The following is a 22,457-nucleotide window of genomic DNA, read 5'->3' as shown; positions in this document are numbered from 1 at the left end:
TTCCCTTCGTTCGCTAAACCTACGAAGGGCACGGAACATGACTCCCCCTCGTCGTCGCCTCGCCGTTGCGGTCGCGACGCTGTCGATCGCCGCTTTCACCACCGCCTGTGGTGCGATCGGCCAGGCTGTTGACTGCACTCAGGTCAGCCAGGAGATCACCAAGATCACCAACGAGTACAGCAGCTCCCTGAGCAGCGCCGCCACCGACCCCAAGGCCATCGAGAAGGCGAGCCAGGACGCCTCCGACAAGCTCAAGACCCTCGCGAGCAAGTACGACGGAGATCTCGCGGGCGCGGTGAACGACATGGCGGACGTCTTCGCGAGCATCAAGGTCGACGACATGGCCGGCGCCACCGAGGCGATGGGCAAGCTGCCCCAGATCCAGGCCAAGGCCGTCGCGGCCTGCGGCTGATCGGCTCGCGGCCGTCGCGCCACCGCCTGTGGGGGGCAGCGCGGAGCGGCGGCCGCGACGTGACGGGTGAGACGGTCGTGCTCGGGGGGCGCGCCACTCATCTGTCACGGGGGCGGGCCGCGCTCGGGGGAGCGCCACTCACCCGCCTCGGGCCTCACGGGCCCACGGCCACCGCGTGCGCGTCAGTCGCCGCGGTGGCCTTCCGCTTTCATGCCGCGCGCCTGCTCGTAAGCCCGCTCGAACCCTTCCAGCACCGTGGGCCACGCCCCGGCGGCGGGCGGCGTCGCGCGGTTGTACGCGGCGATCGACTCCCGCAGCGACGCGTCGGCGCACAGCCGCGCCACCGCCGCCGCCAGATCGCCGAGGGTGCGGCCGAGCAGCCCCTCGACGCCGTCCTTGACGAAGTCGGCCACCCCGCTCTGCGCCCTGGCCACCACCGGCAGCCCCGCGGCCCGCGCCTCCAGCGCCGCGATGCCGAACGACTCGCGCGGCGCGGGCGCCACGAACACGTCGGCCGACTCCAGCACCTTGGCGATCTGCTCGCGGGTGTGCCGGCCCGGCAGTGAGACCCATCCGCTCATGCCGTGCCTGGCCAGAAAGCGCGCCATCTGGCCCCGAGCGGGCCCGTCGCCGACGATCGTGGCCCGCATGGGGATCGAGGCGGGCACCCGCGCGCGAGCCGCCTGAAGCAGCTTCAGCAGCCGCACGGGCTGCTTGCGCGGCGCCAGCCGGCCCACCGCCACGATGTGCACCTCGTCGCGCGGGCTGCGAACGCGGTCCGCGGGCGGCGCCCAGCCCGACAGGTCGAGCCCGTTGGAGACCACCCGCACCGGCACCCGCGGCCCCGCCACCGCCCTGATCGGAGCCGCCGCGGCGTTGCTGACCGTGGTGGCCACCAGCCGCCAGCGCTCCCACCCGTACGCCAGGCGCAGCAGCCGGTAGATCCCCCGCGTCACCGGATCCCACATGCTGTGGACGGTCACCACGCACGGCACCCCCGTGCGGAACGCGGCCCGCACCCCCATCCACGCGAACGGCGATACCGCGCCCGTGTGCACGTGCACCACGTCGGGACGCGCCGAGGCGATGCGGCGTGTGAGATGCCCCACCCCGAACGGGTGCACGGGCAGGTCGAACGGCATCTTCGCGACGATCCTGTGCACCCCGGGCAGCGGCTCGCCCCTGGTCGCGGTGGCCACCGACACCTCGTGTCCCGCCTCCCGCTGCGTCCGCACGAGATCGGCGACCTGAACCTCGATCCCTCCGAGTCGCGGCAGGTAACAGTCACTCACGTGAAAGATCCGCACCCCTCCCAGACTAATCTGGGCGTGTGCCTCCACGTACCGCTGTGTTCTTCCACGCTCACCCTGACGACGAGGCCCTGCTGACGGCCGGCACCATGGCGATGCTCGCGGCCGAGGGCCACCGCGTGGTGCTCGTGGTGGCCACGGCGGGCGAGCGCGGGCTGGCCGAGATGGAGCCGGGCGAGGCGCTGGGCGAGACCAGGCTCAAGGAGCTGTACGAGTCGGCCGCGCTGCTCGGCTGCGCCCGCGTCGAGTGCCTGGGCTACGGAGACTCCGGGCTGAGCCCCGCGGGCGGCAGCGCCGAGGAGCGTCCCGACAACGCCTTCATCGACGCCGACACCGAGGAGGCGGCCAAGGCGCTGGCCGCGATCCTCCAGGAGGAGCAGGCCGACCTGCTGGCCATCTACGACCCGGCGGGTGGCTACGGGCACCCCGACCACGTGCAGGTGCACCGGGTCGGCAAGCGGGCGGCCGGGATCGCGGGCACGGAGATCGTCCTGGAGGCGACGGTCAACCGCGATCCGCTGCTGTGGCTGCTGCGGGTGGCGGGCCGGTTCTACAAGTTCCCGCCGGAGTTCGACGTGCGGACGTTCGAGAGCGCGTACTCGCCGGGCGAGGCCATCACCCACCGCGTCAACGTCCGGAAATATACGAAACAGAAGCGGGGCTCCATGGCCGCGCACGCCTCCCAGGCCAGCGGCGGCGACAGCGACCGCACGCTCGCCGTGATGCTCAAGGTCCCCCGCCCGCTCTACCGCTTCGTCTTCGGCACCGAGTGGTACGTCCGCCGCGACCTGCCCCCCGGCGCCCGGCTCGCTCATCCCTTCGACCGGTGGCCCAACTAGTACTCCAGAACGACGAGGCCGCCCGCCGCGAACCGGCAGACTGGTTCCCGATGAAGAACAAGTGGCTACAGATCGCCCTGTCCGTGCTGTCGCTCGGCCTGGCCGTGCTGCTCGTGCTCTACCTCCCCCAGATCGTGCAGGCGCTCACCGGCAAGCCGGTCTCCTGGGCCGAGATCGGCCGGGTGTTCGGCGCGCTCGACGCGGGCGAGATCGCGCTGATGGCCGCGCTGTGGCTGCTCAGCCTGCTGGCCTACACGTTCGTGCTGACCAACTCCTTGCCCGGCCTGAACAACCTCCAGGGCCTGACGCTCAACGCGGCGGGCAGCGCGGTCAGCAACCTGCTCCCGTTCGGCGGCGCGGTCGGCGTGGCGCTGTCGTGGGCGATGACCAAGGGCTGGGGCTTCACCAACCGGGCCTTCGTCGTCATGACGCTGGTCAGCGGCGTGTGGAACACGTTGTTCAGGTTCATCCTGCCCGCCATCGGGATCATCGCGCTGCTGGTCGCGGGGCAGGCGCCCAACCCGACCGTCGCCAAGGCGGGCTGGACGGGCGCGATCTCGATCATCGTGCTCTGCGTGGTCGTCGCGGTCGCGCTCTACTGGGAGCGCGCGGCCCTCTGGCTCGGCAAGGGCATCGACGGGGTGACCCGGCTGCTGCGGCTGAAGTTCCACGCCTCCGAGGCCTTCCACCGCCTGCGCGCCGACACCGCGGACGTGGTGCGCACCCGCTGGCCCGGGCTGTCGCTCGGCATGATCTTCTTCCTCGGCTTCCAGTGGGCGATCATGGCGGTCTGCATGCAGGTCACCGGCGCGTGGCCCGGACTGGCCCAGTCGATCGCCGTCTTCGCCCTGTCGCGGGTGCTCACCAGCGCCCTGATCACGCCCAGCGGGGCGGGGATCATGGAGGGCGGCGTGGTGCTCCTGCTGACCTCCGCCTTCGGCGTGCCGGTCGCTCCGGCCACCGCGACCGCACTGCTCTTCGGCTTCTGGACTTACACTATCGAGATCCCGTTCGGCGGCCTGGCACTGGGCGCATGGGCGCTGCTGCGCAGGCGCAACGGCCGGAACGCCGGCGCGGAGCCCCCGTCCGCGATCTCGAAGGCCACCCAGTGACAATCCCAAACCCATCGCGTGCTAATCGACCACGGGCCTTGTGCGTGATTCGCAGGCCCGCATAGCGTGGCGGCTGACATGGTGGCGTTCCGAGTTCTGGGGCCAGTCGAGGCGTACGAACACGACGACGAACTCGACCTCGGCGGGTTGCGGCAGCGGGCCGTCCTCGCCCGACTTCTCGTGGCCAGAGGTCAGGTCGTTCCGGTTGACACCCTTCTTTACGATCTGTGGGACGACGACGCGGCCAAGGGCGCGCAGTCGGGGCTCCAGGTCTACATCTCGCGGCTGCGCCGGGTGCTGGAGCCCGGCCGCCCACGCGGCGGGCCCAACAGGCTGCTGGTGACGGTCGCGTCCGGCTACGCCCTGCGCGTGGCCCCCGACCAGGTCGACGCGCTGCGCTTCGAGCAGCTCGTCCGCGCGGCGGGCGAGCACCTCGAAGAGGGCGACCCGCAGTCCGCCCGCGACCGCCTGGAGAAGGCGCTCGGGCTGTGGCGCGGCACCCCCTACTCCGACTTCGCCGACCAGGCGTGGGCCGAGGCCGAGGTCAACCGGCTGACCGAGCTGCGCCTGGTGTCCCGCGAGCGGCACGCGGACACGGGGCTGCGGCTCGGCCTGCACGCCGAGACCGTGCCCGACCTGGAGGCGCTCACCACCGAGCACCCGCTGCGCGAGGAGGGCTGGCGGCTGCTGGCGCTGGGCCTCTACCGCTGCGGCCGGCAGGGCGACGCGCTGGCCGCGCTGCGCCGCGCCAGGAACATCCTGGCCGACGAGCTCGGCATCGACCCCGGCCCCGCGCTGCGCAAGCTGGAGTCCGACATCCTGGCCCAGGCGCCCGAGCTGGAGCTGGCGCCCCCGCCCGCGCGGGCGCAGCGCTCCCCCGCGCCGGTCAGCGACACCTGGCCGCCGCGCCCCGCCGCGCCCATCGAGCCGCCGCCGCTGGAGCCCGAGCCGTTCGTCGGCCGCGACGCCGAGCTGACCAGGCTCACCACGTCCGCGTCGCGCACCGGCCGGTTCCAGGTCGCAGTCGTGACCGGCGTCGCGGGCGCGGGCAAGACCACGCTGCTGCGCCAGCTCGAAAGCAGGCTGGGCGCCGACGGCTGGACCACCGCCTCAGGCGCCTGCCCCGACTCCAGCGCCACCCCGCCCGGCTGGGCCTGGGTGGAGATCCTGCGCACGCTCATCGGCATGACGGGCGCGGGCGAGTACGCTCAGCTCCTCGCGCCGCTGCTGGACGACGCCGCCCCCGACCCCGACGAGGACGAGGCGTCCGGCGGCTTCCGGCTGCACCGCGCCGTCGGCGGCTACCTGGCGGGCGTGGCGCGGCGCGGCCCCGTCCTGCTGACCCTGGAAGACCTGCACTGGGCCGACGACCAGACGCTCGCCCTGCTGCGCGCGCTGCCCAGCCTGCTGGCGACCAGCCGGGTGCTGCTCGTGGTCACGTGCAGGGAGAGCGAGCTCGACGACCGCCAGTCCGACGTGCTGGCCTCCCTGGCCAGGCTGGGCCCTGTGCGGGTGGGCCTGTCGGGGCTCGACCCGAAGGCCGTGGCCGAGCTGGTCAAGGCCACCTGCGTACGCGACATCGACGACGACGCGGTCGAGTCGATCGTCGAGCGCACGGGCGGCAACCCGTTCTTCGTCCGCGAGACCGTGCGCCTGCTCGACGCCGAGGGCGCGGCCGACCGGGCCAGCGCCACCGAGGTGCTCTCCCAGGTGCCCTCAGGGGTGCGCGACGTGCTGCGGCGGCGCATCTCGCGGCTGCCCGCGGGCGCGCAGCAGATCCTGCTGCAGGCCGCGGTGATCGGCCGCGACGTCGACCTCGACGTGCTGGTCGCGGTGGCCGTCGACGAGGAGTCGGTGATCGAGGCCGTCGAGGCGGCGCTGCTGGCGGGCCTGGTCACCGAGCCCGGCCCCGGGCTGCTGCGCTTCGACCACGACCTGGTGCGCGACACCATCTACTCCGACGCCTCCCGGCTGCGCCGCACCCGGCTGCACGCCGCCGTGGCCTCGGTCATCGAGCAGCGTGCGCCGTCCGACGTGGCGGCGCTGGCCCACCACTACTACCTGGCCGACGCCGCCGAGAAGGCCGTCCACTACGCGGGCCTGGCGGCCGAGCAGGCCGAGCGGCGCTTCGCGCACCGCGAGGCGGCCACGCTGTGGGAGCAGGCCATCGCCGCGTTCGACCGCTCGCGCGGCGACGACCAGAGCGGCGAGCAGCGGCCCGAGCGGGCCAAGGAGCGGCTGCGGCTCATGCTGCGCCAGATCAGGGCGCTGGCCCTGTGCGGCGACATGCACGCGGCCCGGCTGCTGCGGCGCCAGGCGATGGACGCCGCGCTGCCGCTGGGCGACCTGGAGATCACCGCGAAGGTGGCGGCGTCGCTGGCCGTGCCGCACAAGGGCATGGCGCGCGACTTCACCCGCACCGCGTGGGAGATCGTGGACGTCACCGAGAAGGCGCTCATGGAGCTGCCGGCGGGCGAGCAGCGGCTGCGGGCCAGCCTGCTCACCACGCTGGCGCTGGAGCTGGAGGGCTCCTCCTCGCCCGAGCGGGGCAGGCAGGCGTCGCTGGAGGCGCTGGAGCTGGCCCGGCAGAGCGGTGACGCCGCGCTGATCGCGACGGCGCTGAGCGGGCGGCTGCGGCAGTCGTACGACATCCCGGCCGTCGACACCCGCGAGAGCATCGGCAGGGAGCTGCTGGAGGTCGCCCAGCTCTCCGGGCAGATGGCCACGCAGGCGCTGGCCCACCTGGTGCTGATGGAGTGCGCGGCGGCGCGCGGCGAGTTCAGTGCGGCCGACGAGCACGCGGCGGCGGCCGACCGCCTCGCCAAGCAGTACGACCTGTCGGCGCCCGCCGCGGTCGTCGTCTGGTACTCCGGCCAGCGGCTGATGATCGCCGGCGACTACGAGGGCGCGGAGCGGGCCTACGCCGACGCGGCCAGGATGACCGCGCGGGTCGGCATGCTGGAGGGCCGCCAGGATCTGCCGCTGATCACCAGGTTCTGCCTGCACCTGGTGGCCGGGCGGGCGGCCGAGATGGTCGACCTGCTGGCCGACGCGCACTCGCGGGGCGCCAAGTGGACGCTCGACGCGTACGCGCTGGCCCTGGCCTCGGCCGGGCACCAGAAGGACGCCAAGGCGGTGGCCGCGACCCGGCCGCCGGTGCGGCCGGACTTCCTGTACGAGCTGGCGATGACCTGGCGGGCGCTGGCCGGGATGCTGCTCGACGACCGGGAGCGGATGGTCGACTGCTACGACAAGCTCAAGCCGTTCTCCGACCGGGTGGCGGGCGCGGGCACCGGCGTGGTGGCGTTGTGGCCGGTGGCGCTGACGCTCGGCGACCTGGCCATCCGCCTCGGGCAGCCGGAGGCGGCGCGCGAGCACTACGAGAAGGCGCTGGAGGTGGCCGAGCGGGTGGGCGTGCCGCGCTGGGTGGAGGCGGCGCGCCAGTCGGTCAGCAGCTCGCTTGGAAACGGTCGCTCCTGACCGTCTCGGCGCCCTCGACCTCCAGCTCGACCCGGTACCATCCCGGGTTGCCGGTGACCTGGGGGCGCCACTCGACCGTCCGCTCGGGGGCGGCGAAGCCGTCGTGCTCGGCCAGGTACGTGCGCCACACCTTGGCCGACGGGCTCCAGCGGAGCAGTCTCCAGCTGTAGAAGGCGGCGCCTGACGGGTCGGGGCTGACCACGCGGCTGCGGGCGACGTAGGACTTGGTGCAGCCGGGGCCGCCGTCGGTCAGCACGGCCACGGTCACCTTGCCCGCCGTGGCGATCTCCTCGGCGGGGGCGGTGACGGGCAACTCGCGGGCCGACAGGATGACCTGGGCTGCGGGCTCCGTCGCCGAGCTGGCGTTACTGTAGGCGGAGAAGCCGACGTACGCGCTGGTGAAGGCGAGGGCCGCCACGAACAGTCTGGCGGCGTTCGCGGTCCCGCTGGTCAGGACGGCTGCGCTCTTCGTCGACATCTTCAACACCCCTTTGGCTCACCCCTAGAGTGAGGGCGGGTGGTTGAGTGCTGGTTGTCGGCCGGTTGCACCTTTTGCGGCGGGCTTGCAGGCCGGATGCGGGCTTCGCTTGCACGCTCCGGTGTGGCTTTCGCCTGCACTCGAAGGGTAAGGTAAGCCTGGCCTAAGGTCTGTGGAGGGGTGGTGGGCCGGACATGAGGCACGTGGTCAGCGCCGTCCCCGCGCCGAGCGAGCCGTTCTGGCTGGGGCTGCCGTACTGGCTCGTCGGAGCCGTCCTGATCCTGGCGCTGTTCGGAGCGTTCCAGGTCTACTACTGGGTCGGCCGCAAACTCGGCGAGAAGCTGTACGACTCCCGCATCGGCGTCAAGGTCGGCCGCGAGCGCATCCAGAAGATCGAGCACGTCGTCGAGCGGTGGGGCGCGCTGGCCGTCTACGGCTGCTTCTGGGTGCCCATGCTGCGGCACACGCTGCCGTGGGTGGCGGGGGCGCTGCGCGTGTCCTACCCCTGGTACGTGGTCGCCAGCGCGCTCGGCTGCCTGACGTGGGCGCCGCTGTGGTGGTTCGGCGGCACGGCGGCCGTGTTCGGCTGGATGGAGCTGGCCAGGCGGTCGCCCGTCACGGCGGCGATCGTGGCCGTGGTGGTGGTCGGCGGCGCCGCCTGGTTCATCTACCGGCGCAGGCAGAAGCGGCGGCGCGCCGCCGAGGACCAGGCCCTGGCCTCCTGACGGCGCGCCTTCTACCCGGTCAGGCTCCGACGTAGTCCGCCAGGTGCTCCCCCGTGAGGGTGGAGCGGGCGGCGACGAGATCGGCCGGGGTGCCCTCGAAGACCACCTGCCCGCCGTCGTGGCCGGCGCCGGGCCCCAGGTCGATGATCCAGTCGGCGTGCGCCATGACCGCCTGGTGGTGCTCGATGACGATCACCGACTTGCCCGCGTCCACGAGCCGGTCGAGCAGCCCGAGCAGCTGCTCGACGTCGGCCAGGTGCAGCCCGTTCGTCGGCTCGTCCAGGACGTACACGCCGCCCTTGTCCGCCATGTGGGTGGCCAGCTTGAGCCGCTGCCGCTCGCCGCCCGACAGCGTGGTGAGCGGCTGCCCGATCGTGAGGTAGCCGAGCCCGACGTCGGCGAGCCGTTCGAGGACGGCGTGCGCGGCCGGCGTGCGCGCCTCGCCCGCGCCGAAGAACTCCTCGGCCTCGGTCACCGACATGGCCAGCACCTCGCTGATGTCCCGCCCGCCGAGCCGGTAGTCCAGCACCGAGGCCTGGAAGCGCTTGCCCTCGCACTCCTCGCAGGTGCTCGACACGCTGGCCATGATCCCCAGGTCGGTGTAGACGACGCCGGCGCCGTTGCAGGCCGGGCAGGCGCCCTCGGAGTTCGCGCTGAACAGCGCCGGCTTGACGCCGTTCGCCTTCGCGAACGCCTTGCGGATCGGCTCGAGCAGCCCCGTGTACGTCGCCGGGTTGCTGCGCCGGGAGCCGCGGATCGGGCTCTGGTCCACCGACACCACGCCCGCGCGGGCCGGGATGGACCCGTGCACGAGCGAGCTCTTGCCGGAGCCCGCGACGCCCGTGATGACGGCGAGCACCCCGAGCGGGATGTCCACGTCCACGTCGCGCAGGTTGTGCGTGGTCGCGCCGCGGATCTCCAGCTTCCCCTTGGGCTCGCGCACCGCCTGCTTGAGCGCGGCCCGGTCGTCGAGGTGGCGGCCGGTGATGGTGCCGGCGGCCCGCAGGTCCTCCACGGTGCCCTCGAAGCAGACGGTGCCGCCGCCCGTGCCTGCGCCCGGGCCGAGGTCCACGACGTGGTCGGCGATCGCGATGACCTCCGGCTTGTGCTCCACGACGAGCACCGTGTTGCCCTTGTCGCGCAGCCGCAGCAGCAGGTTGTTCATCCGCTCGATGTCGTGGGGGTGCAGGCCCGCGGTGGGCTCGTCGAAGACGTAGGTGACATCGGTGAGCGAGGAGCCCAGGTGCCTGATCATCTTGGTGCGCTGCGCCTCGCCGCCCGACAGCGTGCCGGCCGGGCGGTCGAGCGACAGGTAGCCGAGCCCGATCTCCACGAACGACTCCAGCGTCCGCAGCAGCGCGGTGAGCAGCGGCTTCACCGACGGCTCGTCGAGCCCGCGGATCCACCCGACCAGGTCGGTGATCTGCATCGCGCAGGCGTCGGCGATGTTGACCCCGGCGATCCGCGACGACCTGGCCGCCTCGCTGAGCCGGGTGCCCTCGCACTCGGGGCAGGTGGTGAACGTGACCGCCCGGTCCACGAACTCCCTGATGTGCGGCTGCATCGCCTCGCGGTCCTTGGACAGGAACGACTTCTGGATCCTCGGGATCAGCCCCTCGTAGGTGAGCGTGGATCCCTCGACCTTCACCTTCGTGGGCTCCCGGTACAGGAAATCCTGCATCTCCTGCTTGGTGAAGTCACGGATGGGCTTGTTCGGGTCGAGGAAGCCGGAGGCGGCGTACGTGCGCACCGTCCACCAGCTGTCCGACTTCCAGCCGGGGATGGTGAACGCGCCGTCCGCGATCGACTTGGAGTCGTCGTAGAGCTGGGTGAGGTCGATGTCGGAGACCGTGCCGCGGCCCTCGCAGCGCGGGCACATGCCGCCCAGGCGGCTGAACGTGGCCCGCTCCGCCTTCTTGTTGGCGCCGCGCTCGACGGTGATCGCGCCGCTCGCCCGCACGGTGGGGACGTTGAAGGAGAACGCGTTGGGCGAGCCGATGTGCGGCTGCCCGAGCCGGCTGAAGAGGATGCGCAGCATCGCGTTGGCGTCGGTGGCGGTGCCGACCGTGGAGCGGGGGTCGGAGCCCATCCGCTGCTGGTCGACGATGATCGCGGTGGTCAGCCCGTCGAGCACGTCCACGTCGGGCCTGGCCAGCGTCGGCATGAAGCCCTGCACGAAGGCGCTGTAGGTCTCGTTGATCATCCGCTGCGACTCTGCGGCGATCGTGTTGAACACCAGCGAGCTCTTGCCCGAGCCGGACACGCCGGTGAACACGGTCAGCCTGCGCTTCGGGATCTCGATGCTGACGTCCTTGAGGTTGTTCTCGCGCGCGCCGTGCACGCGGATCAAGCCGTGGCTGTCGGCAACGTGCGGCTCGGCCGGCTGGGTGTTCGTGGTCGTATCCGTGCTCATCGTCTCTCCATCCGTCAGGCCCGCCTGTGGGGCGGGGCCGCCTTCACGGTCTCCGTCGGTGCTCAGCTGTCCTGGAGCACGCCGAGGACGTTGCCGTCGGGGTCGGTGAAGGTGGCCACCAGGCGGCCACCGCCCACGTTCCGCGGCTTGTCCTTGACCGTGCCGCCGGCGGCGGTGACCTCGGCCAGCTTCGCCTCGATGTCCTCCACCTGCCAGTACGCCACCGGCCCCGTCATGCCCTGGTCCGCGCCGCCCGGGACCAGCCCGATGTGCTGACCCTCAGCCTCGAATCCGACATAGTAGGACTCATCGGTCTGGGGCGGGAAGCCGAGGAGGGCGGTGTACACCGCCTTGGCCGCCGTGATGTCGGACACGGGGTGCAGCACGGTCTTGATGCCCTGGGTGGCAGAGTCCGCCATGGTCTTCTCCTGCGGTTCATGGGTCGTCCGACCCGGTGTGCGCCGTCGGATTGACGGCATATCCGCAGGTTAGGCGGGGCGCGGTAGTGAGCGCTTCTCGATTCCTGACCGGTTCACACCCAGCCCCCGACCAGTTCGCGCTCAGCCCCTTTACTGGACGCGCCCGGCCTCTGACCCTGGCGCCCTCAGCCCGTCTCCACGATGGCCCCCGCGCCGCTCTGGTCGTCGATGGGGGCGTCGGCGGCGTTCCTGCGCACGGTCTCGATGCCGTTCACACAGGCCACCTTGTTCGGAAACCCCTCACCGACCGCCAGCGTCTGCCCATTATTCGCGACCAACGCGAAACGGTAGCCACCCTGACCGTCCTCACTGATGATGAATCTTCCTGCCATGGCCGCCGCCCCCCGCCATATCGGATCTATCAATGATTTACCCCCATCTGATGCCGCCACGTGGGCGAGTCAGGCAAACGGCGCGTCCGTCTCTGTCAACATGATGGGCATGCGTATTGGGCGTTTGATGGGCTCTGTCGTGGTCGCCTTGGTCGTGGGGGTCTCCTCCCCCGCCCTGGCCGCGGACGAGCCGACCGTGGGGGCCAAGGCGGCGTACGTCATCGACTCGGCAGGAACGGTCCACCTCGGCAAGCGGGAGACGAAGCGGGTGCCGGTGGCCAGCCTGGTCAAGATCATGACGGCGTACGTCGTGCTCCGCGAAGGCAGTCTGAGCGACACCGTCACGATCACCTCGACCGACGTCAAGTACGCCGCCAAGAACGGCGCCGCCACGGCGGGGCTGCGCAAGGGCGAGCGTTTCACCACCAGGGACCTGCTGTACGCGCTCATGCTGCCCTCGGGCGCCGACGCGGCCAACGCCCTGGCCCGCCACTACGGGCCGGGCAAGACGGCCTTCGTGGCCAAGATGAACCGGGCGGCCCGCGAGCTCGGCCTCGCCGACACCCGCTACACCAACGCCGACGGCATGCCCACCCCTGCCAACGGCGGCTACTCCACGGCCGTCGACCAGGCCCGGCTGGCCCAGGCGGCGCTGCGGAGCACCGCGTTCACGACCGTCGTGGGCACCAGGACGCACAAGGTGGCCAAGACGGCGGTGCACAGGGCGCACACGTGGCGGAACCTGAACAAGCTGCTGACCAGGACCGATGGGGTGCTGGGGGTGAAGACCGGGTACACGAACGCGGCCGGGTACTGCTTGTTGTTCGCCGGTGAGCGCAACGGGCTCCAGGTGGTGGGCGTGCTGCTCGGGGACGGGAACGAGCGGCGCTTCTCAACGGCGGAGAAGCTGCTGGACTACGCGGGCGAGCAGATCTCCCTCGGCTGACGCCACCCGCCCCGCTTGCCCTTATCTCGCCGACCGGCCCACTTGCCGACCCGCTCGCTTGGCCGCGAGTTGGGCCGCTCGCTCACCGGCCCGCTGCCCCGCCCGCTCACCGGCCGCTCACTGGCCAGCTGCCCCGCTCGCTCATTGGCCGCTCACTGGTCAGCTGTCCCGCTCGCTCATTGGCCGCTCACTGGCCAGCTGCCCCGCTCGCTCATTGGCCGCTGACCGGCTCGATCACTGGCCGCGCCGGCCCGCCACCCGACCTGCTGACGGCCAGCGCACCGTCTCGCCGTATCGGGCCGACGTAGCGGAGCGGCCTGGCATGTCGGGCTGGCGTGTCGGGCTGGCGTGTCGGACTGGCGTGTCGGGCTGGTGTGTCTTGAGCCCGGCCGGCGGGCGCGGTCAGCCGAACACGATGCGGCCGCTCCCGGGAAGGGCGGCCATGCCCCGGGTGGCGCAGCCGAGCAGGGCCGTGGCGGGCGTGATGCCGCCCCTGACGCGCTCCTTGGCCAGCCACCCCGCCGCCACCGTGCCGGTCAGCAGCGTGTCGGCCGGGCGCTGGGCCACGAGCCGATCGGCCCTGACGCGTAGCCGGGAGGTGCCGACAGGGCGCCCGTTCACCCCGAACCAGGTGATCACGGCGCTGCCCCGCACGTCACGGGCGCTGGTGCACGACGCCTGGGCGGAGGCCTTCACACTGCCCCACCCCGAGCGCAGGAGCGTGGCCGTCCCGTCGGGCGAGGTGCAGCCGGTGAGCTCCAGGTGCCCGCGCGCCTCGACCCGCCGTGGCGCGAGACCGACCTTGGGCTCGAACACCAGCGGCCGGGCGGCGGGCGTGGCGACGGCACAGCTCAACGCGACGTCCGCCACCGCACGCGGCCCTGCCGCACTGGCCCCTGCCGCCCACGGTCCTGCCGCACCGACCCCTGCCCCGCTCGCCCCCGCCGCCCACGGCCCCGCCCCGACGGCCATCGCGACGATCCAGACCACGCTCATCGAGCCCCCGCTACCGCACGCGATTCTGTAACCGATCGCTCACATTGTGCAGCATCAGACGGCCCGGCACGCCGGATCCAGCCGGTCGGCCGTCCACCGCAGCGAGTACGCCAGCCGCATCCGCACCTTCGCCCCAGGCCGCTCCGGCTGCCTGGGCGCGCCCGGCAGGGCGGCTCCGAGCGACCCCCGATGACCCATCACGCTCTGGTGGGCGAGGACTTGCATGGCATCCATCAGATCCTCCTTAATCAATTAAGAGCTTAATCAATTAAGAAGGCTCCTGCAAGGTCTCCGATACGGTGGCTCCATGGCCAAGGTCACGCTGCAGACGATCGCCGACCGCCTCGGCGTGTCGCGGGCCACCGTGTCGTACGCCTTCTCCCGCCCCGACCAGCTCAGCGACGGCCTGCGGCGGCGCATCCTGGAGGTGGCCGACGAACTCGGCTACGCCGGCCCCAACCCGACCGCCCGCTCCCTGCGCCTCGGCCGCGCGGGCGCGCTCGGGCTGATCTTCAGCGAGACGCTGGCGTACGCGTTCGCCGACCCGTACGCGATCGGCTTCTTCCAGGGCCTGGCCACCGCGGCCGAGGACGCGGGCGTCGGCCTGCTGATCCTGCCGCTGCCGCACGGCGACCGGCGCAGCGAGACGGTCAGGGACGCGGTCGTGGACGCGTTCTGCGTGATGTCCCTGCCCGACGGGCATCCGGCGCTGACCGAGGTGCTGGCCAGGAAACTGCCGGTCGTGGTGGTGGACGAGCCGTACGTGCCGGGGCATCCGTTCCTCGGCATCGACGAGCCGGCGGCGGGCGCCGCGGCGGCGCGGCACGTGCTGGAGCTGGGCCACCGCCGCCTGGGGGTGGCCATGGTCGGGCTGCACGAGGACGGCCACACCGGCTGGGCCGATCCGGAGCGGCAGCGGGCGGCGCCGTTCGCGGCGATGCGGGCGCGACGCGGGGGCTACCAGCAGGCCTGCGAGGAGGCGGGCCTCGACTGGGCAGGAGTCCCGTTCTACGAAGTGGCGCGCAACTCGCGCGAGGCGGGGCGGCGGGCGGGCCACGCCCTGCTCAGCCGCGACCCGCGGCCGACCGCGGTGCTCACCAACACCGACGTGCTGGCGCTCGGCATCCTCGACGCCGCCGCCGATCTGGGGCTGAAGGTGCCGGAGGAGCTGTCGGTGGTGGGCTTCTCCGACAGCGCGGCCGAGGAGGCGGGTCTCACCACGATCCGCCAGGCCAAGCAGGAGATGGGCGCGGCGGCGGGCCGGCTGCTCCTGTCCGGCGGCACGGCCGGGCCCGAGAGGCTGCTGTTCCCGTACGAGCTGATCGTCCGCACCTCCACCGCCCCTCCCCCTGCCCCCTGACCTGCGCGACCGCGGCCGCGACACGAACTAACCGGGAAATCCCCGTGAAATCCGGCCTCTCTTTCGTTTCCGCAGGTAGGGTGAGGTGCACACCTCTCCGAATAAGGACACCTCATGGCGGAATACTTCGAGGTCCGCATGGCGATCGAGAGTCACGAGAGGGCGGCCGAGCTCGCGCACGGCATCCTCCTGGCGGGCCTGGCAACGTCGATCGACATCGCGGAAGCTCCGGACCAGCCGATCCACCGCGATGAGCCCGTCTGGCAGCTCACGCTCATCGCGACGGACGAGCAGGTCCCCACTCTGGAGCGGCACATCATGAGCTCCGGCGGCGGCGCCCCCATCGACTGCCGGCCGGTGAACCACGACTTCGACAGCTATCCCGACTGGCTGACGGACGGCCAGTCGTGAGGGCGCCCCGCCTCAGTGACCGCGTTTCTGGAAGGTCTGCGCGCCGGCGCGGTGCACGGCGGCCTTGACCAGGCCGAAGATCGCTCCTTGCAGGGCCGCGGCGACGAGGATCTCCGTCCAGCCGCGTTCGAGGTCGTCGGCGTCCGGGGCGTCGTCCTGACCGGAGGCGAGCTTCCAGGCCCGCTTGAACAGGGCGGACGCCAGCACGCCGCCCAGCAGGCCCATTCCCAGTGACGTGGCTTTCTCTACGGGTTGCATGGCTTTCTCCTTACCGTGGCGTGGTGTTTGCCCGTGCCCTGTGCTGGGCGCTTGACACCTCTCGCCCCGGCGATTGCCGTCTACGCACTTCGTAGCGGCGACTCCACGCTCGCGTCCAACCCGGCGGCTCGGTCTCTCCAGTGCGTCAGGCCGTCGCGGATACGCCTCGACAAGAACGGGTCGGGAAACGGGGTCTCAGCGAGCGAGGCCAACCGCCGTACCGCCTCGTCGGGCGCGCCTGCTTCGCCGATCCAGTGCGCGAGGCGCGCCAAGATGCCGATCCTGTAGACGTCTCGCTCCTCCAGGCTGGATGCGGTCTTCGCCGCGAGTTCCTCGAGCATGGCGACCGCAGCCTCGGGATCCCCCGCGCAGCCTGTCCATGAGGCGAGCCCTCTGGCTGTGACCACCTGATCCATGGTGAAGAGTTCCGGTCCGGCGAGACCGGCCAGGTGGTCGGCGACCTCCTGGTATTCCTTGACCGCGTCCGCGTGTCGCCCCAAGTGGCCCAGGGCGTCCGCACGACCACGCCGGGCGTTGAGTGTTCTGATGTGCAGCGGCCCGTCCATCGCTGTGGATGCCGCGACGCTCTGTGACCAGAAGGCGAGGGCCTCGCCGTGGCGTCCGGCCTTTCCCATGAGCCAGGCGCACTGCCATCTGAGTCGCGAGGTGACGGGATCGGCCGCTCCCCGAAGCGCGGACACCCGGTCGAGTAGTGCGATGGCCGCCTCCGCGCCGGCGGCTGCGGCATAGTGCGACGTGATTGTGGCCACTGCTTCGTGAGCATCGATCGTTCGTTCGTCGTCCTCCCCCAGGATCAGATCCAGCTCCTTCGCCAACGCGGCTCCCCGGCTGGCTGCGGCTGCGGCATCGCCACGGTAAAAGATCCACCACACGGCATCGATCATGATGCGCACCGTCGTTTTGTGGTCGGCGCCCAATGAGTGTCTTGCCTGGTCGGCGAGTCGATCTAACGCGGCACAGGCTCCGGCGGCATCACTTCCGCCCTTCTGCCATGCGATGATCCTGCGGGCTTCGTACCAATCAGCCGATCCACGAGCGACACGTCGCACCACTGTCCTGGACAACTCTTCCGCCGCCGCCTTACCGTCGAGCTGATGAGTGGCCGGCCCGAGCGCGCTGATCTCTCCGGCGTCGAGTGCCTTGAGATAGGCGTCTCTCGCTATGGGATGCTTCTGCCAGCTTCGCGCCGCTTCGCCCAAGGCCACAGCCTCCTGCGGGCTCGCCACAGAGAGCAGAGCCCGCAACGCCTCACCCGGGATCGGATCCTTCGGGACCGCATCGATCAGGTAGTCGAACGCCAGGTGACACTCACCGCCGGCTTCCGGAAGAAGCAGGCTGCTGGTGGCGTGGAGGGGCGTGCCCGCCCAGGCGAAGGCCGTGTCGAGGCTCTCTGGTCGCAACAGGAGCCCGCCGCGCCTGTTCAGGTACGCCTCGTGCATCGCGACGAGAACGGCTGCGGGCACGCCTCGGTGCACTCCCGCCCGCCGGGCGTCCACGGCTGCCAGGACCAGCGCCGCCCCGCGCGGGTTCGCGCCGGGAGCCCAGGCGTCGTGCCACTGACTCAGTAACTGCGGCCCCGCCGCCAGGAACTCCGCGACACCGAACCTTTCCCCCTGCGCGACGGCCGCCGCCAGCCGGGAATCGGCCGCGTGTTCACGTACCCTGTCCAGCTCCTGCTGCGACCACAGCCGGCTCACGTCGACCCGCGTGGCCAGCCGGAGCACGTCCCTGCCCTGGCGGGCCGTGTCGGCGGCGACCACGTCGCTGCCCGCCGAGAAGAACTTGCGGTATTCCTCCGACCGCATCGTGGCAACGATGTATCGGGGCCTGCCGGGGGCCTCCAGCATGCGCTGCACGTCCTGCCCGGTCAGCCCGCCCTGGCCGAGGAAGCGCTCCAGATCGTCGAGCCAGAGCACGCTGCCGGAGACCGCTACCGCCGTGTCGACCGCCACGCGCGCACCAGCGGGGCCCGTCGGCTGGACCAAGCGGCACCGGGGCAGCACGCGGCGGATGACCTCGAGGGCGAGCCGGGACTTGCCCGCGGTCGACTCTCCCACCAGGAGGACGTACCGATCATGAGTGAGCGCGTGCTCGACCCGCTCGTCGACGTCGCGCCTGACATAGCCGGGCAACGACCGTTTCCCGTCGGACGCGGGGGCTGCCGGGTGCACCCCGAAGGTCACCGGATCCCCCAGGTGCCGGACGAGAGGGAGCCGACCGCGTCTGCCTGCCCGGAGCAACTCCCTTCTCGTTCGCATGCCATCGGCACGCTGCTCGATCCGCTTCGTGCCGACGGCGGCCAGGACCCCGTTCGCCACGGCGACCGCCGCCACCACGGCACCGGCCACGCCTACCGGCACCTGCGACACGGCGGCCAAGCCCGCCAGAGCCACGGCGAGAACGACCAGAACCCATCCGCCGGCCTGCCTGGAGGCATTCCTCATGCGGTCGCCGCCTCTCGACGCGGGCGCTTGGCTTAATGCTTCCCCGCGCTACGACCGCGGCAACGGAACCGTTCTGCCAGCAAGACCTATCCCTGACCCGCCCGCATCAGTCCGTGGCAGGCGATCGCGGCCGCCGCGACCACGTTCAGCGAGTCCACGCCCGCGGCCATAGCCGCCGCGCTCATGGGGATGCAGACGGCCTGATCGGCCTCGGCCAGCCAGTGGGACGAGAGCCCGTCGCCCTCCGCGCCCAGCAACAGGGCGACCCGATCGGCCATCGTCACCTCGTCGATGGGAACGGCGTCCTGGGCCGGGGTCAGGGCGAGGGTCTGGAAGCCCGCCCCGCGCAGCTGGGCCAGCCCTTCGAACCAGTCGTCCATCCGCGCGTACGGGATGGAGAAGACCGCCCCCATGGACACCTTCACCGCCCGCCGGTACAGCGGGTCGGCGCAGCGGGGCGACAGGACGATCGCGTCCACCCCCAGCGCCGCCGCCGACCGGAAGATCGCCCCCACGTTGCTGTGGTCGACCAGGTCCTCCAGGACGAGCAGGCGGCCGGCGCCGTCCTTCAGCAGGGTTTCCACGGCGGGCAGGGGCAGGCGCCGCATCGAGGCCAGCGCTCCCCTGTGCACCTGGAAGCCGGCGATGCCGGACATGATCTCGTCGCTCACGACGTACACGGTGGCCTCGCCGAGGACGTCCTCCAGGGAGGTGAGCCAGCGGCGGGTGGTCAGGACGGAGCGGACGGGGAAGCCGGCGCCGATGGCCCGCCTGATGACCTTCTCGCCCTCGGCGAGGAAGAGGCCGCGTTCGGCTTCGAGGCTCTTGCGCAGTTCGACGTCCCTGAGCCGGGTGTAGTCGGACAGGCGGGGGTCGTCGGCGTCGGTGACGTACTCAAGCACCTTCCGATACTGCCACGCGCCGCCTGACCTGCCAGACCACGCAGTAGCAGAGGAGGACGGCGGCCAGGCCGATCACGGTGCCTGCGCCCGTCTTGGTGATCACGGCGGCGACGCCGAAGGCCGGGTTCGGCTCGTCGATCAGGGGCCAGAGGAGGCCGCCCGCCAGGATGCCGGCGGCCGCGGCGCCCAGGACGATCCAGCGGGTGCGGGGCCGCAGGCGCAGCCGGTCCGGTACGGGCGCCGCCGGCATGCGGGACAGGCCGCGCCACCCCCACCACACGACCACGGCCAGGCCGATCGCGGAGGAGACGTACTGGAGGAGGCGGAAGAGCCTGATCACGCCGAGGACGGAGACCGACAGCCACGCGCCCCACTCGACGGGGCCGGTGGAGTGGGTGAAGGAGTCCCACAGGACGTGGGTGGCGGCGCCGACGACGGCGCCGGCCGCCATCGGGAGCAGCCGTGGCCGGTCGGGGACGAGGAGCGCGGCGCGACCGGCCAGGCCGGGCGGGAGCAGGGCGATCAGAGGGTCGCGCAGGACGACGTGGAAGAGCGGCAGGAGGATCAGCACGGCGAGCGGGTCGATCGTAACGACTCCCACCCAGGAGTGCGTGTCGGTGTAGTCGGGCATGAACGGCAGGAAGACCGGCAGGTCGGGCACCATGGCGCCGAGCGCGAGCGCCCACGGGTCGAGATACCTGCGCAGCCGCGCCGAGCCGATCATCGGCAGCACGGCGGCGACATGGCTCGGCGTGAACGGCACGGCGGCTCTCCCCCTCGTCGATGACCCCTCGGTGATCATTATGCGGGCCGAAACTTGACCTTGCTTTACGGGCGTACTACAACGTCACGGACAGTAGTGGGTACGGTACGTAACGCTGTCGACGGCCGGATAGCCGGGAGTTCGGGGGTTCATGGTGCCTGATCAGCGGATTCAGGAGCATCCGGCCGCGTCAGCCGAATGGTTGCGCGCCGCGCGCGCCGCTCGTTCGCTCTCCGTGGCGACGCTGGCCTGGCTGGGCGTGGAAAGCACGCTCGGCCTGGCCGCGGGCCTGGCCGCGCATTCGGTGGCGCTCATCGGGTGGGGGCTGTCGGCGTTCGTGGAGGCGGCGGCGAGCCTGATCGTGGTGTGGCGGTTCACCGGCGCGCGCACGTTGTCGCCGAGCGCGGAGAGCACCGCCAGGAAGGCCGTGGCGCTGAGCTTCTGGCTGCTGGCGCCGTATCTCGTCCTGCACGTGGCGCACGATCTGGATGCCGGGCATCGGGCGGCGCCGAGCGTGCTGGGGATCGTGGTGACGACGGTCAGCCTGATCAGCATGCCGGTGCTGGGGATGGCCAAGCGGCGGCTCGGGTCGCGGCTGGCGTCGGCGGCCACCTCGGGCGAGGGCACGCAGAATCTCATCTGCGCGGCCATGGCGGCCGGGGTGCTGGCCGGGCTGTGGCTCAACACGGTGGGCTGGTGGTGGGTGGATCCGCTGGTGGCGGTGGTGCTGGCGGCCGTCGCCGTACGGGAGGGTGGGCGCGCATGGCACGGCCGCACGTGTTGCCATTGACAGGAGTTCATGGTCACGCTCTCCATCGATGACCATCACAATAGGTAATCGTCGCACCAAAAGGGCTGTTTTGCCACAGAGACCGCACCGAGTATCGTTCCCGAAGTATTGCGGAGCATCTCCCGCTAGGGTCTCCGGAAGGTCACGAGAACACCTAAGAGGACATCGTGGGGCGACACCGCACAGACGATCTCGACGGCGGATACAGGGCCAGCGAACCACCACCACCGCGCAGAAGAGCCAGACGCGGTCGCGGCAGGGTGCTCGTCCCGCTGGCGGGAGCCGTCGCCCTGGCCGTGCTCCTCGGTGTCGCCGCGTTCGTCATCTTCAATCGCGACCATGACTGCTCGGGCGGCAAGCTGCCGCTGCGCGTGGTCGCCACCCCCGACATCCAGCCGGCGCTCAACAAGATCGCGGGCAACTACAACAAGGCGCTGCACTCGATCGACAGCAAATGCGTCGAGGTGACGGTGGCCAAGGAGGCGGCGGCCAGGACGGCCAACGCGCTGGCCGCGGGCAAGGCCACCGCCGACTTCTGGGTGGCCGACTCGAGCCTGCTCATGGAGAGCATCCGCGCCACCGGCAACGGCGACGCGCTGCCGCAGGTGGAGGGGTCGATCGCGACCTCCCCCGTGGTGCTGGCGGCGGCCAGGTCGGCCGCCGCGAAGCTGTCCGGCGCGCTCCAGCCGAGCTGGGTCTCGATGATCTCGGCCGCGAACGTGGCCAACGTGGACGGCCCCGGCAGGAAGGTGCGGGTGCTCGCCCTCGACCCGCAGAAGAACTCCGCCGGCCTGGCGGCCCTGCTCGCCGCGGCGGGCACGGCCAAGGCGGCCAAGCAGGACCAGGCGCTGGTGGGCGCGCTGAAGGAGCTGTCGGGCCAGCTCGCGTCCGACTCGACCGCGCTGCTGGCCAGCCTCACCGTCAAGTCGGGCAGCAGGGTGCCGGTGGGCGTCACCTCCGAGCAGGCCATCTACGCCCACAACGTCAAGAAGCCCGAGTCTCCGGTGGTCGCCCTCTATCCCAAGGAGGGCACGCTCAGCCTCGACTACCCGGTCACGATCCTGACCAAGGACCCCGCCACGCTGAAGGCCGCCGCGGACTTCAAGCAGGCGCTGACCGGCGAGTCCGCCAAGAAGATCCTGCGTGACGCGGGCTTCCGCGGCACCGACGGCAAGGCGGGCGACGCGCTGACGGAGGACAAGGGCTTCACCGCCGAGACCCCCGCCGCGCTGGACCCGCCGGACGGCGCCACCGTGGCGCGCATGGTGCAGACCTGGACCCGGCTGAACCTCGGCACCCGCCTGCTCACCCTGCTCGACGTCTCCGGCACGATGGCGCTGCAGGTGCCCGGCACCAACATGACCCGCATGCAGGCCATCAACCGGATCGCCACGGAGGGGCTCGGCCTCTTCCCCGCCGGGTCCGAGATGGGGCTGTGGTCGTTCTCCACCCACCTGGACGGGCAGGGCAAGGACTACAAGGAGCTCGTCTCGGTCGGCCCGCTCAGCGAGACGGTCGACGGGGCGACCCGCAAGGAGCAACTGGTCAGGACGTTCGCCCAGCTCCAGGCCAAGTCCACCGGAGACACCGGGCTGAACGACACGATCAAGGCCGCCTACACGGAGCTGACCGAGACGTTCCAGGAGGACAAGGTCAACACCCTGCTGATCCTCACGGACGGCGCGGGCAACGACGACCCGGACGGCGGCGTCAAGAACGCCGAGCTCCTGCAGTTCCTGAAGAAGACCTACAACCCGAAGCGGCCGCTCACCATCCTGCTCATCGCGTTCGGCCCGGACGCCAAGAAGGGCAAGGCGCAGATGGAGGCCGTGGCCAAGGCGACGGGCGGCGAAGCTTACATCGCCGAGAACATCCTCCAGGTGCGCGAGTTCTTCCTCCAGGGCATGGAGCGCCGCCTGTGCATGCCGAACTGCGACGGCTGAGCCGCTAGCGCGCCCGCCATGCTCGTTCGGCATGGCGGGCGAA

The 22,457-nt window shown here is 71.5% G+C and carries 21 protein-coding genes; 10 read left to right on the top strand and 11 right to left on the bottom strand.

Annotated elements, in window-relative coordinates:
• Nucleotides 1-37: 37 nt before the first annotated feature.
• Nucleotides 38-412, top strand: a complete 375-nt coding sequence (locus FXF51_RS13195; RefSeq protein WP_148434601.1) for a hypothetical protein — start codon at nt 38-40, stop codon at nt 410-412.
• Nucleotides 413-594: 182 nt separating this feature from the next.
• Here FXF51_RS13195 and FXF51_RS13190 read toward each other — a convergent pair whose 3' ends face one another.
• Entirely contained in the window at nt 595-1,704 is a 1,110-nt protein-coding gene (locus FXF51_RS13190) for a glycosyltransferase (RefSeq protein WP_148434599.1), read from the bottom strand.
• Between the two features lie 38 nt (nt 1,705-1,742).
• On the opposite strand from FXF51_RS13190, the gene FXF51_RS13185 reads away from it, so the two are divergent.
• The 3 genes from FXF51_RS13185 to FXF51_RS13175 all read left to right on the top strand — a co-directional run bounded on the left by FXF51_RS13185 (nt 1,743) and on the right by FXF51_RS13175 (nt 7,153).
• Entirely contained in the window at nt 1,743-2,561 is an 819-nt protein-coding gene (locus FXF51_RS13185) for a PIG-L deacetylase family protein (RefSeq protein WP_262379490.1), read from the top strand.
• Nucleotides 2,549-3,673, top strand: coding sequence for a flippase-like domain-containing protein (locus FXF51_RS13180; protein WP_262379489.1), 1,125 nt, complete (start codon nt 2,549-2,551; stop codon nt 3,671-3,673). Before FXF51_RS13185 ends, FXF51_RS13180 begins: the two co-directional genes overlap by 13 nt.
• A gap of 78 nt (nt 3,674-3,751) precedes the next feature.
• Complete coding sequence (locus tag FXF51_RS13175; protein ID WP_148434598.1) at nt 3,752-7,153, top strand: BTAD domain-containing putative transcriptional regulator; 3,402 nt, start codon at nt 3,752-3,754, stop codon at nt 7,151-7,153.
• Here FXF51_RS13175 and FXF51_RS13170 read toward each other — a convergent pair.
• A complete protein-coding gene (locus tag FXF51_RS13170; protein ID WP_148434597.1) occupies nt 7,122-7,631 on the bottom strand; it encodes a hypothetical protein in 510 nt (169 codons plus the stop codon). The two genes, FXF51_RS13175 and FXF51_RS13170, sit on opposite strands and share 32 nt — an antisense overlap.
• Nucleotides 7,632-7,825: 194 nt before the next feature.
• Here FXF51_RS13170 and FXF51_RS13165 point away from each other — a divergent pair, with 194 nt between their 5' ends.
• Complete coding sequence (locus FXF51_RS13165; RefSeq protein ID WP_148434596.1) at nt 7,826-8,356, top strand: DedA family protein; 531 nt, start codon at nt 7,826-7,828, stop codon at nt 8,354-8,356.
• A gap of 19 nt (nt 8,357-8,375) precedes the next feature.
• Here FXF51_RS13165 and FXF51_RS13160 read toward each other — a convergent pair whose 3' ends face one another.
• From FXF51_RS13160 to FXF51_RS13150, 3 genes are all read right to left on the bottom strand, one after another.
• The gene (locus FXF51_RS13160; protein WP_148434595.1) at nt 8,376-10,769 is read right to left on the bottom strand and encodes an ATP-binding cassette domain-containing protein; all 2,394 of its coding nucleotides are present in this window, start codon (nt 10,767-10,769) and stop codon (nt 8,376-8,378) included.
• 62 nt (nt 10,770-10,831) lie between these two features.
• Nucleotides 10,832-11,188, bottom strand: a complete 357-nt coding sequence (locus tag FXF51_RS13155; RefSeq protein WP_148434594.1) for a VOC family protein — start codon at nt 11,186-11,188, stop codon at nt 10,832-10,834.
• A 185-nt stretch (nt 11,189-11,373) separates the two neighbouring features.
• Complete coding sequence (locus tag FXF51_RS13150) at nt 11,374-11,580, bottom strand: YegP family protein (protein ID WP_148434593.1); 207 nt, start codon at nt 11,578-11,580, stop codon at nt 11,374-11,376.
• Between the two features lie 109 nt (nt 11,581-11,689).
• Here FXF51_RS13150 and FXF51_RS13145 point away from each other — a divergent pair, with 109 nt between their 5' ends.
• Entirely contained in the window at nt 11,690-12,526 is an 837-nt protein-coding gene (locus FXF51_RS13145; protein ID WP_262379488.1) for a D-alanyl-D-alanine carboxypeptidase family protein, read from the top strand.
• 402 nt (nt 12,527-12,928) lie between these two features.
• Here the strand turns inward: FXF51_RS13145 and FXF51_RS13140 are convergent, their stop codons facing one another.
• Nucleotides 12,929-13,522: a hypothetical protein gene (locus tag FXF51_RS13140; RefSeq protein ID WP_148434592.1), complete on the bottom strand. Its 594-nt coding sequence runs from the start codon at nt 13,520-13,522 to the stop codon at nt 12,929-12,931.
• Nucleotides 13,523-13,576: 54 nt separating this feature from the next.
• A complete protein-coding gene (locus FXF51_RS13135; protein ID WP_148434591.1) occupies nt 13,577-13,756 on the bottom strand; it encodes a hypothetical protein in 180 nt (59 codons plus the stop codon).
• A gap of 73 nt (nt 13,757-13,829) precedes the next feature.
• On the opposite strand from FXF51_RS13135, the gene FXF51_RS13130 reads away from it, so the two are divergent.
• Both FXF51_RS13130 and FXF51_RS13125 read left to right on the top strand, forming a co-directional pair.
• A complete protein-coding gene (locus FXF51_RS13130; protein ID WP_148434590.1) occupies nt 13,830-14,882 on the top strand; it encodes a LacI family DNA-binding transcriptional regulator in 1,053 nt (350 codons plus the stop codon).
• 114 nt (nt 14,883-14,996) lie between these two features.
• Nucleotides 14,997-15,293 carry a hypothetical protein gene (locus FXF51_RS13125; protein WP_148434589.1) on the top strand — a complete coding sequence of 99 codons (297 nt, stop codon included), beginning with the start codon at nt 14,997-14,999 and terminating at the stop codon, nt 15,291-15,293.
• A gap of 12 nt (nt 15,294-15,305) precedes the next feature.
• Here FXF51_RS13125 and FXF51_RS13120 read toward each other — a convergent pair whose 3' ends face one another.
• The 4 genes from FXF51_RS13120 to FXF51_RS13105 all read right to left on the bottom strand — a co-directional run bounded on the left by FXF51_RS13120 (nt 15,306) and on the right by FXF51_RS13105 (nt 19,681).
• A complete protein-coding gene (locus tag FXF51_RS13120; protein ID WP_148434588.1) occupies nt 15,306-15,551 on the bottom strand; it encodes a DUF4235 domain-containing protein in 246 nt (81 codons plus the stop codon).
• 80 nt (nt 15,552-15,631) lie between these two features.
• A complete protein-coding gene (locus FXF51_RS13115; protein WP_148434587.1) occupies nt 15,632-18,016 on the bottom strand; it encodes a tetratricopeptide repeat protein in 2,385 nt (794 codons plus the stop codon).
• 86 nt (nt 18,017-18,102) lie between these two features.
• Nucleotides 18,103-18,918, bottom strand: coding sequence for a TrmH family RNA methyltransferase (locus FXF51_RS13110; protein WP_148434586.1), 816 nt, complete (start codon nt 18,916-18,918; stop codon nt 18,103-18,105).
• A complete protein-coding gene (locus tag FXF51_RS13105; RefSeq protein ID WP_148434585.1) occupies nt 18,911-19,681 on the bottom strand; it encodes a DUF4184 family protein in 771 nt (256 codons plus the stop codon). Before FXF51_RS13105 ends, FXF51_RS13110 begins: the two co-directional genes overlap by 8 nt.
• 151 nt (nt 19,682-19,832) lie before the next feature.
• On the opposite strand from FXF51_RS13105, the gene FXF51_RS13100 reads away from it, so the two are divergent.
• Nucleotides 19,833-20,471, top strand: a complete 639-nt coding sequence (locus FXF51_RS13100) for a hypothetical protein (RefSeq protein WP_148434584.1) — start codon at nt 19,833-19,835, stop codon at nt 20,469-20,471.
• A gap of 260 nt (nt 20,472-20,731) precedes the next feature.
• Complete coding sequence (locus FXF51_RS13095; protein ID WP_148434911.1) at nt 20,732-22,414, top strand: substrate-binding domain-containing protein; 1,683 nt, start codon at nt 20,732-20,734, stop codon at nt 22,412-22,414.
• Nucleotides 22,415-22,457 lie beyond the last annotated feature (43 nt).

This window comes from Nonomuraea sp. PA05, from assembly GCF_008086045.1.
GTDB classification, from domain to species: Bacteria; Actinomycetota; Actinomycetes; order Streptosporangiales; family Streptosporangiaceae; genus Nonomuraea; species Nonomuraea monospora.
This window is presented reverse-complemented; position numbering and strand designations above follow the sequence as displayed.